We start from the raw sequence: 15,288 nt of genomic DNA on the forward strand, positions 1-15,288 counted from the left end.
TACGACTTATCACGGTTAAAGGTACCCGAGAACCGCTTCTACCGAAGCTGCCATGCTCGATAGTGGCATGGGGTGCATGCCAACTACCGTGGGAAAACAGTGATGAAAAAACTAGGGCATCAACATGCTGCGACGGTACGCGGCAGTAACTTGCAGTAGGAAATCAGACGAATGCACGTCAAACTCTTTGGCTGACAAGGCAGTCTCTCACTCCGGTTGCTATCTGGTTATTTGCTTCTTGCAGCAGATAAGCGAATCGTGCGTAGCGTTTCAATTTTTATCATTTTCGACGATCCCAGTCAGCATAATCTGCAGAGCATGTTCGAGGTCACGCTTAAAATCATATCTCAGAGATGCCAGCTCGGGTAGTGAGATTGCTTTTTTCACGGCAGCGGATGGATGGCTTATCGGCCATAAACCAACAAATAAAGGGACTGATAATCGTATAAATTCACCGACTTGCTCTAGCTTAATTGTCGGTGCCGCTGCATTAATCGCGCTGGCGATCTTGCCCAGCAGTATGGGTTGCCGGCGTTTGAATTCAATTACTCTTTCTAGCGAAATGTTGTGTTCGATTATGGATGAGAGGATACTGGATAAGCTGCAAAGCAATGGTCGTCGAACCAATGTGGTTGCGTAAGTCTTTGCGAGTTCAGCGATTGCATGTGTCTTCTCTAGCGGCTGTTTCGAGAGATGCTCAAAATCGGCGCTCCATAACGCCAGTTCCTCCTCTAGAACGTCTAGCAGCACGGCCTCTCTACTTTCGTAGTAGCGATAGACATTGGACTTGGTCATGCCGGCCTGCCGGGCCAACTCATTGAGGCCAAGGGCATTCACGTCTAGACCATCAAGTAACAGTGCTCGCGCGGTGGCGAGCAGGTGCTGTCTGCGTTCCTCCTTTTGTTCGGGGTGACGCGCGCGTTGGGATTGATTCCCTTTACTCATAGATAGGGGCTACCTCTTGACAAGAGACCGATGGTCTCTAAAATAAAGAACCACTAGTCTTTTATTTTCTATCAGCCCGGCCAAGGAGTCCACTATGCCCAAGTCATTGACGGTTCGCCCCGAACTCCTACGTCTTGACCTTAGTGGGAAGCTCTACATCGTCACTGGTGCGAACTCAGGGATCGGCTGGGAAACCTCCCGTCAACTAGCCGCACAGGGAGCGACCGTCGTGATGGCTTGCCGCCGCATTTACGAAGGCGAAGGAGCGGCGGCAGCAATCCGGGCGAAGCATCCCGCCGCGAAGCTGGATGTCCAAGCTTTGGACCTCGGAGACCTGCACTCTGTACGCAGCTTTGCGAAAGGGATCCTCAATCGCTATTCTAGGCTCGACGGCCTTGTAAACAATGCCGGTGTGATGAACACTGCTTTGGGGCGCACCAAGGACGGTTTCGAGACACAGTTCGGTATCAACCACATCGGCCATTTTTTGCTTACAGAGTTGCTAACAGATATGCTGAAGGTCAGCGCACCATCGCGTGTCGCAATCCTTGCCAGTTCGGCGCATGAACAGGTGCTTGGGCGGAAAGCTGAAATACACTTCGATGACCTGAACTTCGAGCATCGCAAGTATGACGGTTGGGAGGCCTACTCTCAGTCTAAGTTGGCGAACGTGCTTCATGCTCGCGAGCTTGCGCGGCGGCTGTCCGGCACTGGGGTTGTGATAGGCAGCATCCATCCTGGCGTGGTGCACACTAATCTGTTCAAAACGACTATCCCCCCGTGGTTGCACAACTACGTGCTACGCCCAGTTCTCCGCTTGGTCGGCATGATGATAGAGCCTTGGGAGGGAGCGCAAACAACGCTACATGTCTTGCTGGCACCCGAGGTCGCGCAACAGTCGGGGGCCTTCTTTTCGCAGGCCAGTGGTTCCTACAAGGACAAACGGGCAAATCGCGGTGGTTGGCCGATGGAGTCTCCCAACCCGCTCGCGCGCGACGATGAAACCGCACAGCGACTATGGGGGGCTAGTGCAAAGCTTGTCGGCCTATCGGCATGAGATGCTCCGCACTCAGCGAAATTGAGAGTCATTTTTCAGGCAATAGATTCTTGATCCGCTTGGGCTTTCCGGGCTAGGTCCAGAGCGAGTTTTGCGGCGGCCCTGACGCTGGCTCCCGGCATGCTGGTCAGGACGGTCCAAAGAGGGTGGGCAAGCACCATCCGCTCAACTGCGGCAGCGATTTCGCCACGTTGCTTGTGCAAGGCGGTAAGTTGCTGGGCCAAGCGAGGCATGACGATGGTGGCGGCAACAGCGGCGGGCGATGGGTAGCGCTCAAGCAGATCGAGTACCGCTGGATGGTCGAGGCGTGGTCCGAGAACGCGTTCGAGAGCGGGATGGATATGGGTGAGCAAGCCGCGAATGCGGTTGCTGGTTTGATTGACTTGGGCGGTGAAATCGTCGTCGAAGCCGCACAGTATGGTGAGTTTGGCGAGCTGCATGTCGGCCGGTCGAAGCGAGCGCAGCGTATGCGGCATCGAGCAAGCGGCTTCGGCGATGATCGCGGCATCGCGGGCATCGGTCTTGGCTTCGCCGGCGTGCAGATCGGCAATGCCGCACATAGCCAGTCCGGGCAGATAGGCGACGAGTAAAATCATTGAAATTACACGACTACGTCAAGAATGGACTAGTTAATAATAGATTTCAGATCGCAACAGGTGGGAGGGCAAAATGGTTATTGCGCCGCTGTCTACGTGGTTGGTGGTCCTGAAATTCCTGGCGAAAATGCAGAGTTCACAATGGTGACTTGTGTATATCAAATGACCAGTGTTTGTCCCGGATGAAATCTGCGGCATTCGTCGCCCGACCAGTCTCGATGAGTTCGATCAGCTCCCGATGTTCGTCAGCATTCATTTGGCGCCAGACATCTCCGTAGTCTCGGTCAGGGAAGTGATACATTCTCTCCTTCAACATCCTTATTTGATTCACCATTAGGTGATTGTCGCAAAGATTGAGGAATACATCATGAAAAGCAATGTTGAGTTCGTTGTATTGGCGAAAAGCACGATCGCCTGCTGAAATCAGGCTTATAAGTTTTTCGTTGATTTTCTTCATTTTTTCGATGTGTCCGGAGTCGATGCGTGGGAATGCGCGCATCAACGCCTTGGATTCCAGCGCGCCAAGAATCTCAACGATCTGCTCCAGTTCCTTGCTGTTCAAGGTGCTAATGACCACACCTCGTTGCGGCAGAATCCTTAGGAAACCTTCGGCCTGGAGCTGTATTAACGCGTCACGCAAAGGGGTTTTACTGATGCCGAGCTGTTTGGCAAGTGTGGCGGTCTGGATTGTTGACCCCGGTGTTAGGTTTCCCGACCGCAGCATCTCTCTGAGATACTCGTACACTTGACCTCCTAATGGTCGACCCTCATTCAAGCTGAGCGGCAGCAATACTCCTTCCCGATTTGTCAAAAGAGATTTATGCTCCGATTCGGCATTTCGTATATTATCCACTATCATATCCTCGAAGTTGAATGGTGTTGTGCAATTCTTTCGGCTTTCATATAATCAAAGTCTTCTCTAAAAGAATGACTCGTAATGATTCGATCTATTTCGGGGGGGGGTTCCGTTCGGTTGTCAAGCTAAACGAAGCCACGAATGCGCCAAACCGAAACCTCTCGCAGTGAGCGTTGGCGGGGCGCCTTCGCTTCGCAAACGATCTGACGGAATCAGCTATGACCGCCCCATGCGCCTGGCCATTTTCTTCGGATCGCACTACTTGAGTTCGGCCTCCTTCAGACGGTCGAGGACATAAAGAATGTAGCATGCTCATCGATGGTGCGAAGGCACTCGGTGCCTCGGTAGTCTCCTACGCCACCGGCGGTCAACGCTTTGCCAGACACGCGACGCTCCCCAGTTCGTCGCATTCGGCCAATCCTGCCCGCCCGGAGCGCCTCGAAGTAGTCTGCTGCTCCCCGGTTCGAGAAAGCATTTTTGAATGGTGCTGGCACGACCGAACCGCTATTTTGGCAACGCCTGTCTTTGGCAGCCCGTGCGCGCCACAGACAATGTCCTCGAAAAGTTGCCGCGCTGACTACGCCAGTCGCTCCGCTTACGCAGGTACTTTTTCTTCAGTGCAGGCGAGCGCAGGGGACTCGTGGGCTCTACTCGCTGGCGGAAAGCATCGGTCACACCCCACGATTCGGCTCGTCTGGCCCAGCCGTTGCTTCAATGCGGCGATATATAACCCACAGAACGAAGTATACATTTATTTACGGAGCCGCTCGTGAGCGTTGCGTGCGAGTCGTGAAACGGCGGTCGCCCACCAGCCCGTTCGTTAGCCGTAAGTGAGAGCGTTCCGATTCGTCCTCTGTAAGTTGCTCCAACCCATCCTAGGTCAGGTGCTTGACTTCGTCGTGGTATGGGCTATAGTGATGCACTAGTACATCACATGGTGCCTCAGTCGAGGTCGATCGCGAGACTTCGTTTTATCCCGCGGAGTCAAAGAACCTGTCCGACTCAGCCGGGATAGGAGACCGCATTCGGACACGTACACGTGGTGAACCGGATAATCCCGATGCGGTAACAGAATTTTTGGTGTCAGGGCGTAATAACTGACAGAAGGCGGAGGCGAAGATGAGACTTCCTGGCCCCATTATCAGTGCGAACTGGTTGAAGGAGCATTTGGATGACCCTGATGTAGTTGTGATTGATGCGACTGTGCATCTACCAGATACTGGCCGCGACGCAAAGGCCGAATACGAGGTAGAACATATTCCTGGAGCCGTGTTTTTCGATCTCGAGGTCATTGCTGACCCGAATAACCCACGCCCACGGAAGATACCGCCGCTTGAACTATTTGTGCGCGAGATCGGCAAACTCGGGATCGATGCCGGTAAGCGCGTAGTGGCCTACGATACGCTTGGACTCTACAGTGCGGCGCGAGTTTGGTGGCTTTTCCTCCAATACGGTTACGACAACGTCTCTGTGCTTGATGGGGGTATGGTTGCCTGGAGGCTTCAGGGAGGTGCGACCGAATGTGGGGTGGTCAAGCGGGCGGCCACGGGTTTCACCCCGGGACCACCGCAAAATCTTCTTGCGCTTTGGACCGACGTTCTGGAAGTGTCGAAGTCCGGCGGTCAGATTGTCGATGCGCGCACGCGAGGCCGCTGGGCTGGAACAGAGATTGACCGCTATCCCGGCACACGGGCCGGTCATATTCCGGGCAGCACCAATCTCTATTGGGCGGATCTATTGGATCCAAAGACGCGGTGCTTTTTACCGCAAGACGTTGTGCGGGAGAAATTTGAACGGGCGGGATTGCGCTTGGATGAGCCAGTGACGATCAGTTGTGGTTCGGGTCTCACGGCGTGCATCCTGGCCATCGCCCTGCGCAACATTGGAAAGGACGACTGGCGCGTGTACGACGGCAGCTGGGATGAATGGGGCCGAAACCACAATTTGCCCGTCGAGATGGAAGCGCAATGAATCGATGCGCTGACTTGTGTGATGTACTAGTATATCACTAAGGCGTGGAGCGAGAGATCGCGACACAAGGAAGTGGCAGGGATCTTCCCAGGCGGCAGAAGCTAAGGATAGCGATAGAAATCTCAGCAATAAGATCGAGGGCCAATTCCAAGCATCTACATATATAAATCCATAATTTCATAGGAGACATGCAAATGAGCGAGAAACAGGACTGGCCGGCACTTCTTACCCATATTGGGGACGCGCTCCCGCGGTTCCAAAGGGTGAATCCTTCGACATTCAAGGCATTTGTGAATGTCCTGGAAGTCAATCACAACTTGACGGAAATTGACGCAAAAACGCGTGAACTAATTGCTGTCGCAGTGGCTGCTGCGATTCATTGCGACGGTTGCATCGCCTACCACGTTCACGAAGCCAAAAAAGCTGGTGCCACTATTAAGGAGGTTGGCGCTGCTCTCGCGACAGCGATGACTATTGGGATGGGTAGCAAATTCATTCAAACAACGTATGCCATGGATGCCTACGAGCAATTGGGAACATAAAAATCGTTCAGATGGTCCGGCCAACCGCGGGCTAACGTGGTGATCGGTGATTGTCATGGAAATCGCGTGTGTTGGCGGACTTTCTGGAAAGAAGTTAATTGGTCAGAGGAGAGGAGGCAAGGATGACGAGCACCGCAACGATTGGCAAAACGGATGAAGGTGGCTATCCGTTCGATCTTGGTACATACAGCCGCAAAATTTCCACCGATTCTGAGGACGCACAAAGATGGTTCGATCGGGGGTTGAATTGGTGTTTTGGTTACAACCATAACGAGGCGATAGTCTGCTTCCAGAGGGCTGCAGAATTCGATCCGACGTGTGCAATGATCCAGTGGGGTATTGCCTATGCGGCGGGTCCCAATTACAACCTGCCTTGGGACTTTTTTACTGAGCAGCAGCAAAGGGATACGCTCGAAATGTGCTTGGCGGCCCTTGACCGAGCGGAGGAACTCAAAGCTGGGGCAAAGCCATTCGAGCAAGACTTGATCGCGGCACTTTTCAAGCGATATCAGTCCAGAGAACCCGTTTTATTGCCACAGTTATACGCTTGGGCGGGCGAATATGCCGAGGCGATGGGTGAGTGCTACAAAAAGTATCCAGACGATCTGGACGCCATTTGCTTTTACGGTGAAGCAATGATGAACAAGTCGCCTTGGCGTTTGTGGGATCCCGTTAGTGGCAAACCTATCGAAGGTGCGGATACGCTGCAGATCAAGGAAGTGTTGGAGCACGGAATCAACGTTGGGCGCGCCACGGAGATTGTACACCCCGGGGTGTGGCACCTCTACATTCACACCATGGAGATGTCTCCTACCCCGGAGATTGCTCTACGAATTGGCGACGAATTGCGCCATCTCGTTCCGGATGCGGGCCACCTTGCCCATATGCCGACGCATATTGATGTGCAGTGTGGCAATTATCTTGATGTGGTTGTCTCCAATCAAGCGGGTATCGAAAGGGATATGAAGTTCTACCATTATGCTGGCGCCAAGAATTTCTATTCGTTATATCGTTGCCACAACTATCATTTCAAGCTCTATGGCGCCATGTTTCTGGGGCAGTATGAGCCAGCGATCAACGCTGCTCGCGAGATGCAGAGGAGTGTCGGCGACCAGGTGATGACCGCTGATATGGCTGCCATGCAGGGTTGGTTCGAGGCATACATGTCGCTAAAGACCCACGCATTCGTACGGTTCGGAAAGTGGCAGGAATGTATCGATGAGCCACTGCCCGAGAACCAGGAAATGTACAAGATGACGACGGCAATGACTTGGTACGGCCGCGCCATCGGGTATGCAAATCTGAAGCAGGATGCGAAAGCCAGAGAGGCTCAAGCGGAGTTCCTTAAGGCGGTGAAACTCGTTCCGGAAACGCAGGTTCTGCACGTAATTCCGTGCCACCTGATATTGGCTGTCGGTGTCGAGATGCTTGCTGGTGAGATCGAATATAACGCCGGGAATATAGAAAAAGGGCTCGATCATCTGCGCGTGGCGGTCAAGTTGGAAGACGCACTTCCTTACGATGAGCCTTGGCCTTGGATGATGCCCTGCCGTCATGCGTTGGGCGCGCTGTTGCTTGAGCAAGGTCATCTCGAAGAAGCCATCGAAGCATACGAGGCCGACCTTGGTATGAGCGATGCGGTTGTCCGGGCGAATCGTCATCCCAACAATGTATGGGCTCTGCTCGGACTCTATAGTGCCTATAGACGCGCTGGCAGGCTGAACGACGCGCGGAAGATCAAGCCGCAGATGGACTTTGCTCTGGCGCGAGCCGACAAGTCGATCCACGCATCGTGCTTCTGTAGCAAGAAGAAGGCAGCCTGATAGATAGTTAAAACATTCGGCCACCTCGCGATTCGCGAGAAGGGCACTCCGTTGCATGCATACAAACGGCCGCGCGATCTCGATGAATTGGCTTGTAGTTATATTTTCAGGAGGAAATATAAAAATAATAATGCAGGATAAGGCGTTTCAATGGCGGGCGCTGCTAAATTAGCATAAACCCATAGCCGCTTTACTTGCCACTTTCACAATATGGCACTACGCGGTATTGAGGAGACAAGACATGGATAGATGCCAGGCAGAAGGGAGGATTTGCAAAATGCTGCGCCGCGAGAGCGTCTCGCGAGGAGTTCTCCATACCGCAACGTGGCTTTCTTACGTTGCGGCGCCGGCTTTTGCGACGATGGCAGTGCTCGGGGGTGTGCTCGATGACGAATCTGCATCGATTTGTTCGAGCAATCACGGAGGGGTGCCGCTGATGGGAATGGTTTCAATGTATGTCCTGATGAGTATTTTTCACTTGGGACCTTGGTTGAAAGTCGTTGCTAAGTATAATCGATCGATATAAACAGGAAGTGTGTGAAAATGAAATTGCATAATAAGGTCGCCATTGTGACGGGCGGTGCAAGTGGCATCGGGCGAGCGATTGTCGAAGCTTACGTCGATGAGGGCGCCAAAGTAGCTATATTCGACGTTAGTAACGATGCAATGATTTGCGCCGCTGAAGAGATTCGCACTCGAGGTGGTACTGTAATGCCGGTATGTGCGGACGTGACATCAAGTGAAAGTGTTCGTAACGCATTTAAACGTGTCGTCGAAGAGTTCGGCACTATCGATATCCTCGTCAATAACGCCGGAATTTTCCGGACGGACGAGTCTGGGTTTGATGACCGCGCACGTCACCTCGACATGCTGACAACACCCGGGCCGAAGGTTTCGCTGGGGATTACCAGTAATCTGAGTGATGAAGACTGGGATCACATGCTTCGGGTTAATCTCACGGGTACGTTTTATTGCACGCGTGAAGCCTTGCGGATCATGGAAAAAAAGAACTGCGGCCGCATCATCAATATGGCGTCGACTGCTGGAATTTCCGCAATCGCGGCACACGCGCCTAATTATTCGGCGGCAAAGGGCGGTATCGTTGCATTTACGAAAAGCGTTGCGCATGAAGTGGCAGGCGCAGGCATAGCCGTTAACTGCATTGCTCCCGGGTACATTACAAGCCCGCCCTTCGAAAAAGGTGTGAACATGATGGGCGAAGAGCGTCGGCAGAGGCTCTACCAGATCATCCCGGCAGGGCGGTTCGGCAAGACAGACGAAGTTGCCGATTTGGCGGTTTACTTGGCTGGGGAAAAGGCGGCATACATGGTCGGCCAAATTCTCAGCATCAATGGGGGCGTTGTCATTTAATGAAATGGAGTAACCGCGAGCCCCATTCATGATTTAAATTTCGCGAGATAATTCGTATTGCGGAAATTATCAATTCCTGCAACGTTGATAAGACTTAAAGGAGTGGAAATGAAACTCGAAAATATCAGTGAAGCGCGGTATCAGTGCATCTTTGTTGAAAAGAAGAAGGAGGAGATGGTCGGGATCGTTACACTGAACCGGCCGCCACATAACCGCGTGACCATGCAGATGATGAACGAAGTGATGGAGGCCGTTGGGCACTTCGATGCCGATCCGGATATTCGCTTGATTATGATCAAGGCTGCTGGTGAGGACTTTTCCCGAGGCGGTGACGTCGAGGAGATTATCAGTAAGGAGGGCTGGGAAGCCAACCAGTTCTTTATGACAGTCGTGAAGACCGCGAAGTCGTTGCGTGCGGCGGCTAAGCCAACAATGGCCGTTGTTCATGGCTGGACCACTGCCGCAGGCATGGTAACCGCAATGAGCTGTGACCTGGTTATTGCGGCCGACAATACGATCATGGGCGCCACCGCAATCGACTTTGGCCTTTTCTGCCCTTGGGGCCCGGTTTCGATTATGCCGCGCATCGTAGGCACTAAGCGATCTTTCGAGTTGGGGGCTACCGGCGAACTCGTACCGGCTGATCACCTGCTGGCGCATGGCGTAGTCAACCGGATGGTTGCGCTTGGGAAGTTGGATGAGGCGGCAATGGAGTTCGCTGCCGAAATCACCTGCAAGTCACCGACAGCGATGATGCTACACAAGAAGACCTTCTACGCGGCGCAGGACATGGAATACAACAAAGCACTCGATTTTGGCGCGGCCGCAATGGTCCAGTATCACATGACACCCGAAGCTAAAGAGGGCATGCAGGCGTTCCTCGAAGGTCGGAAACCCAAGTGGGACATTACCGGCTACACGGGCGACTGGAGCGTTCGTCGGGAATCTGACTCGTAAACATGGACCACCTGTGCTCGTAGACTAAATGCTTCGAGGTATATCGGAATGCGCCGATGTGCTGGAAGCATATTTATTGACCAGTGTTACACATTGATGATCGATGAATCGGGAAGAGTTCAACCGGACTTTTCTCGATTGGAGCGGGGATCTAATCGCACGAATTTCCAGCGCCCACGTTGGTTGACTTGGTATCTCTGCTAAATTGGAGAGGCGGAATGAATTTGAACATGGAAGGCCTTCGGGTCGTCATTACGGCCGGCGCGGGTGGCATCGGTCGCGCTGCAGCGGAGGCGTTCCTTCGAGAGGGCGCGCGCGTTTTTGTCTGTGACATGAGCCAGACTGCGCTCGACGCTTTGGCGTTCGCCAAGCCGGAGATCGGCTCATGCCAATGCGATGTTTCCAACAAGGAAAGTGTTGCTCTGATGATCGATAGAGCTGTTGAGTTCCTTGGCGGGCTCGATTGCTTGGTCAACAACGCCGGTGGTACCGGCCCGACGATGCCAACTGCTGATATTGCGGCAGAGGACTGGGCGAGGTGTGTTGATGTCAATCTGACGGGTACCTTCTATTGCACCAATCGAGCGATTCCGCACCTGCGCGAATCGAAGAATGCATCCATCATCAGCATGTCGTCTGCAGCGGGACGACTCGGATATCCAAACAAGTCGCCCTATGCGGCCGCGAAGTGGGGCATCGTCGGGTTCATGAAGACGGTTTCTATTGAATACGGCGTCCTTGGAATTCGATGTAACGCCGTTTTGCCGGGACCTGTCGACAACGCACGCATGAAGGAGGTGATTGCGGAAAAGGCACGGCTGAGCGGGATTAGCAATGCAGAGCAGGAGAAGAGGTATCTATCACTCGCATCGTTGAAGACATTTGTTAAGCCAGATGAGGTTGCAGATTTGATCGTGTTCCTCAGCTCTGAACGCGCAAGGAGCATTTCCGGGCAGGCGATCGGCATTGACGGAGATTTGCAGGCATTGGTTTGAGTTCGACCAAACCGCAATGACGGCTGATGCTTAAGCGTGCGGCGCAATGAAGGAAGTCGTGAAGGCTTGTCGTGGTTGGCAACTCGTGGACGCTGTGGGGAGTCGACAGCTCGGCCGCAGCGACGAGGCAAGATGGATGGTGCTGCTCACGCAAGTAGTGGCAGCGCTTAGGTTCAGGTTGACTGCGAAAAAGCTTTGAGGATCAAAGAATCCCCTGATCAGAACGCTTACGAAGTTCCGAAAGGTTGTGCGCTACTGGAGAAAATAGGAAGAAAGTGCGTTCGTCGGCGGAAACTATATGATTAGTTATGCATTGTATATTAAATTAGCGGAGAGCTTAGATGACGAAGGGATATTGGGTCGTGTCATACCGGTCAATTCTGGACACGAGAAAACTCGGCAAATATGCAGAATTGGCGTCGAAGGCAATACATGATTCAGGAGGTAGGATAGTTGTTCGTGGTGTCCCGGCCGCGACACACGATGAGGGCATCTCCGAGCTTGCAGTTGTTGTGGAGTTTGAAAGCTTAGATGCGGCTATGGCCGCTCGCGATTCTGAAGCGTATCAGATTGCACTTGCGGCTCTTACCGGTGCCGTGGAACGTGATTTTCGAATCGTCGCTGGTTCGTAGTGGACGCATAGGAGATTGCGATGGAATATCCGGCGCGCAATTGTAAGCGCTTCTTGGTTGCACGAGCGACTTGGGGGTCCTGGCTTCGTGTTGTCAATGTGAGCGTCCACTTGTCCGACAAAGATCGCGTAGCCCGCGAGGAATTTCTTCAAGAGCATATCACGGGTGCCATGTTCTTTGATCTCGACGACATCGCCAACGCACTTCCGAGAGAGGTGTCACCTGAGCCAGCGATGCTCTAGTGCGATCGCCCCCGTGAGCATTGATATCGGGAAGTCCGTGTTTCAGTCGTCGGACTCGACGCAAAGGGCAAGCCGGTGTTCCGGAACCGATTTACGCGCCAGCGGCTGATTGAGTTTCTGGCGCGAGCGTTCCCAACGACTATTGAGATGGAGGCATGCCCTGGTAGCAATTGGCTCGATCGCAAAGCGATTGCTCAGGGACATCAGGTTCGTATCGTTACTGCGCAGTTCGTCAAACCGTTTGTTAAAGCAAGCAAGACCGACATCGTTGACGCTGAGGCATTCGCCGAGGCGACTTCCCGCCCCACCATGCGCTTCACGCAACCGAAGATTACGTAAGCGCAACCAAATTGATTGGGAGCGCGCAAGTCTCGATGGCGCCAGTGTCTCCAGCCGGGGGGGTGCCCCTATGTCCTTCGTCAAGCGTTAGGGGCTGACTTGGGTTGGTAAATGGTGCCGTCGCGCAGCATGGCGAACAGGACGTCGCAGCGTCGCCGTGCCAGCGCGATGAGCGCTTGGTTGTGGCGCTTGCCCTGCTGGATCTTGCGCGCGTAGTAAGCCCGCGAGACAGGATCCCGCAATGCCGCGAAGGCGGATAGGAACAAGGCGCGCTTGAGCACCTTGTTGCCGCGTCTGGATGGATGCTCACCGCGGATGGATGAGCCCGAGCGCCGGGTGACCGGGGCGAGACCAGCGTAGGCCGCCAAGTGGGCGGCCGAAGCGAACGCTTTATGCGCGACCTCGGTCAGGAGTCTGGCGGCGGTCCTGACGCCGACTCCCGGCATGCTGGTCAGGACCGGCCAAAGAGGGTGAGCAAGCACCAGTCGCTCAACTTCGGCGGCGACCTCGTCGCGTTGCTTACGCAAGGCCGCAAGCTGTTGGGCCAAGCGAGGCATGACGATGGTGGCAGCTTGCGTGCCGGGCACGGTCACGGCTTGTTCGCTCAGCGCCTGAACGATCTCGGTCGCCAAGCCTTTGCCCATGCGCGGTGCGAGCTTGGTCAGGCGGTTGGCGAGCGTCTTCTCGCTGGTGGCGGCAAGCGCGGCTGGCGACGGGTAGCGCTCAAGCAGATCGAGTACCGCTGGATGATCGAGGCGCGGTCCGAGAACGCGTTCGAGAGCGGGATGGATCTGGGTGAGCAAGCCGCGAATGCGGTTGCTGGTTTGAGTGACTTGGTCGGCGAGATCGTCGTCGAAGCCGCACAGCATGGTGAGTTCGGCGAGCTGCTCGTCGGCCAACCGAAGCGAGCGCAGTGTGTGCGGCATCGAGCGAGCGGCTTCGGCAATGATCGCGGCATCGCGGGCATCGGTCTTGGCTTCGCCTGCATGTAGGTCGGCGATGCGGCGCATAGCCAGTCCCGGCAGATAGGCGACGAGTACGCCTTCGGCGCGGGCGACAGCTACAGGAAGCGCGCCGATGGTGGACGGTTGATCGACGACGAACAGCAGTCGACCGTGAGTCTTGAGCTCGGCGATGAGGGCTCGCAGCTTGGCCTCGTCGTTGGGTAGCGCCTTGTTGTACAGGCGCTTGCCGTTCCGATCGAGCGCGACGGCATGATGCTGGCCTTTACCGACATCGACGCCGACGAAGACATCGACGGCGCCATGTTGTTGAGTGTCTTGCATCGAAGTATGAGCAGAGTGAACGGATTGGCCTGCAACAACGGTGGCAAGTCTCGGCATCCACGTTACGGACGGCGTCGGGATATCCCGGCCAAACCCCTATTAGCGATCACCAGCCACCCACCAGGCCCGGTGACAACACCCCCCTATAAGGACCTCCCCATTGTTGCAAGCTTTGGTTTAGCGGTTCAATCGTTTAGCTCCTGCTTTGCCTGTTGCAGAGACCAATAGGAATACGGATCGGCGACGGGGACAGACTGCACACCTATAAACGGCCTTATGGGCAGTTGGTTGCCATGCCCGGGCCCGGATAGTAACCGCGCAGCAGGACTCCATCCGGATCACGGCGAATACATACGATGTAGCGCCTGAGGGGTGTTCGAGTTCGCCCGCTGCCGGTCTGACCTGTCGCTATCCTTACCTGCTGCGTCTTCGACTACACAATCAATTGATGGTGATCTGGAGGCCTTCCGCTTTCGCGGGAGGTTTCAGGAATCCGTCGCCATTCTCGTTCGGGCGGGTGCGTAGGACGGATCGAATTGCTCGCCCTTGGCCAGTATGGCCCACAGAATTCGTGCGTGCTTGTTGGCCACCGCAATCAGAGTTTTGTAAAAGCCCACACGTGCCTGCAACTGGACGATCCAGCGCGAGAGCCGGTCGTTGCGTCGGCGGGCTGTCAGGACCGCGGAGCGTGCGCCCTGAAACAGCAGGGTTCGCAGATAGGCGTCCCCTTGTTTTGTGATGCGCCCGAGCCGCGACTTACCGCCGCTGCTGTTCTGCTTGGGCACGATGCCCAACCATGCGGCCATCTGTCGGCCGTTTTTGAATTGCCGCGCGTCGACCACCGTTGCTACTGCAGCCGATGCCGTGAGCCGGCCGACGCCGCATACGGCCATGCATCGTTGGGCTTGCGGGTCGTGGGCGGCGTGTTCGGTGATCCGCCTTTCAAGCCAAGCAATTTGCTCGTCCAGCGCCTGCCATTGCGTCCAACCGCGCATCAGCGCCTGGCGCGCCGGTCCTGCCAGCTCGTTGCTGCCGTCCTCGACGCGCTCGACGAACTGCTTGCGCAACGAGTCAATGCCCTGCGGCAGGAACACGCCGAACTCGGCCAGTAACCCGCGCATGCGATTGATCAGCGCAGTGCGTTCCTCCACGAAGCCTGTTCGCATGCGGTGCAGCATCAGCACGCTTTGCTGGGCGGGTGATTTGATTGGCACGAAACGCATATGGGGACGGCTTGCCGCTTCGCAGATCGCTTCGGCATCGACGGCGTCGTTCTTTACGTGAACGCCGCCTTTACGGTATGGGGCAACAAACTGAGGTGGAATCAGGCGCACATCGTGTCCGAGCGAACGCAGCTTGCGCGCCCAGAAGTGCGCCGCGGTACATGCCTCCATTGCAACCAGGCAGGACTCCAGATTGGCAAACCAGTCCACGAACCGCTCGCGCGTAATCGCCTTCCGTACGACGACATGTTCGGCGCTGTCGACTGCATGGAGCTGCATGACATTCTTCGCCAGATCAACCCCAACACGAACTATCTTGTCCATGACATCCCCCTTCGCGGAAGGTTGCGTAACGCCAGCCATGATGACACCCGACGGTGCCGATTCGGCGATCGGGGAGGTCCTTACCAATTCGGATCATGACTGCGACTGGGGGCGAGAATCATGCCGGGC

Annotated in this window: 14 protein-coding genes and 1 pseudogene; 9 read left to right on the top strand and 6 right to left on the bottom strand. The window is 55.0% G+C overall.

Annotated features, from left to right (window positions below; all coding sequences use genetic code 11):
- Window positions 1-270: 270 nt before the first annotated feature.
- Entirely contained in the window at window positions 271-945 is a 675-nt protein-coding gene (locus U4Z64_RS36760) for a TetR/AcrR family transcriptional regulator (RefSeq protein WP_321822613.1), read from the bottom strand.
- Between the two features lie 94 nt (window positions 946-1,039).
- Between U4Z64_RS36760 and U4Z64_RS36765 the strand changes: the two genes are divergently transcribed.
- The gene (locus U4Z64_RS36765) at window positions 1,040-2,002 is read left to right on the top strand and encodes an SDR family oxidoreductase (protein WP_321822614.1); all 963 of its coding nucleotides are present in this window, start codon (window positions 1,040-1,042) and stop codon (window positions 2,000-2,002) included.
- Between the two features lie 38 nt (window positions 2,003-2,040).
- Here the strand turns inward: U4Z64_RS36765 and U4Z64_RS36770 are convergent.
- Window positions 2,041-2,592, bottom strand: a pseudogene (locus tag U4Z64_RS36770) (IS110 family transposase); the annotation flags it as partial.
- A gap of 142 nt (window positions 2,593-2,734) precedes the next feature.
- The gene (locus tag U4Z64_RS36775; protein ID WP_321822615.1) at window positions 2,735-3,343 is read right to left on the bottom strand and encodes a GntR family transcriptional regulator; all 609 of its coding nucleotides are present in this window, start codon (window positions 3,341-3,343) and stop codon (window positions 2,735-2,737) included.
- A gap of 1,230 nt (window positions 3,344-4,573) precedes the next feature.
- Here U4Z64_RS36775 and U4Z64_RS36780 point away from each other — a divergent pair.
- The 8 genes from U4Z64_RS36780 to U4Z64_RS36815 all read left to right on the top strand — a co-directional run bounded on the left by U4Z64_RS36780 (window position 4,574) and on the right by U4Z64_RS36815 (window position 11,987).
- Window positions 4,574-5,425 (top strand): sulfurtransferase, encoded by an 852-nt coding sequence (locus U4Z64_RS36780; RefSeq protein ID WP_321822616.1) that lies wholly within the window; start codon window positions 4,574-4,576, stop codon window positions 5,423-5,425.
- Window positions 5,426-5,619: 194 nt separating this feature from the next.
- Window positions 5,620-5,967 (top strand): carboxymuconolactone decarboxylase family protein, encoded by a 348-nt coding sequence (locus U4Z64_RS36785; RefSeq protein WP_321822617.1) that lies wholly within the window; start codon window positions 5,620-5,622, stop codon window positions 5,965-5,967.
- Window positions 5,968-6,089: 122 nt separating this feature from the next.
- On the top strand, window positions 6,090-7,790 hold the full coding sequence (locus U4Z64_RS36790; RefSeq protein ID WP_321822618.1) for a tetratricopeptide repeat protein: 1,701 nt from the start codon (window positions 6,090-6,092) through the stop codon (window positions 7,788-7,790).
- A gap of 543 nt (window positions 7,791-8,333) precedes the next feature.
- Window positions 8,334-9,161, top strand: a complete 828-nt coding sequence (locus U4Z64_RS36795; protein ID WP_321822619.1) for a 3-oxoacyl-ACP reductase family protein — start codon at window positions 8,334-8,336, stop codon at window positions 9,159-9,161.
- Window positions 9,162-9,269: 108 nt separating this feature from the next.
- Entirely contained in the window at window positions 9,270-10,118 is an 849-nt protein-coding gene (locus tag U4Z64_RS36800) for an enoyl-CoA hydratase/isomerase family protein (protein WP_321822620.1), read from the top strand.
- A gap of 218 nt (window positions 10,119-10,336) precedes the next feature.
- Window positions 10,337-11,113, top strand: a complete 777-nt coding sequence (locus U4Z64_RS36805; protein WP_321822621.1) for an SDR family oxidoreductase — start codon at window positions 10,337-10,339, stop codon at window positions 11,111-11,113.
- 341 nt (window positions 11,114-11,454) lie between these two features.
- Window positions 11,455-11,745, top strand: coding sequence for a DUF1330 domain-containing protein (locus U4Z64_RS36810; protein ID WP_321822622.1), 291 nt, complete (start codon window positions 11,455-11,457; stop codon window positions 11,743-11,745).
- 20 nt (window positions 11,746-11,765) lie between these two features.
- Window positions 11,766-11,987 carry a hypothetical protein gene (locus tag U4Z64_RS36815; RefSeq protein WP_321822623.1) on the top strand — a complete coding sequence of 74 codons (222 nt, stop codon included), beginning with the start codon at window positions 11,766-11,768 and terminating at the stop codon, window positions 11,985-11,987.
- A 42-nt stretch (window positions 11,988-12,029) separates the two neighbouring features.
- Here U4Z64_RS36815 and U4Z64_RS36820 read toward each other — a convergent pair whose 3' ends face one another.
- The 3 genes from U4Z64_RS36820 to U4Z64_RS36830 form a co-directional block, all read right to left on the bottom strand.
- On the bottom strand, window positions 12,030-12,311 hold the full coding sequence (locus tag U4Z64_RS36820; protein WP_321822624.1) for a hypothetical protein: 282 nt from the start codon (window positions 12,309-12,311) through the stop codon (window positions 12,030-12,032).
- A gap of 95 nt (window positions 12,312-12,406) precedes the next feature.
- A complete protein-coding gene (locus U4Z64_RS36825) occupies window positions 12,407-13,612 on the bottom strand; it encodes an IS110-like element ISBma3 family transposase (RefSeq protein ID WP_321822625.1) in 1,206 nt (401 codons plus the stop codon).
- Between the two features lie 485 nt (window positions 13,613-14,097).
- Window positions 14,098-15,159, bottom strand: coding sequence for an IS110 family transposase (locus tag U4Z64_RS36830; protein WP_321822626.1), 1,062 nt, complete (start codon window positions 15,157-15,159; stop codon window positions 14,098-14,100).
- Between the last annotated feature and the right edge of the window lie 129 nt (window positions 15,160-15,288).

The sequence above is a fragment of the Burkholderia sp. BCC1996 genome, from assembly GCF_905339955.1.
Lineage (GTDB): Bacteria > Pseudomonadota > Gammaproteobacteria > Burkholderiales > Burkholderiaceae > Burkholderia.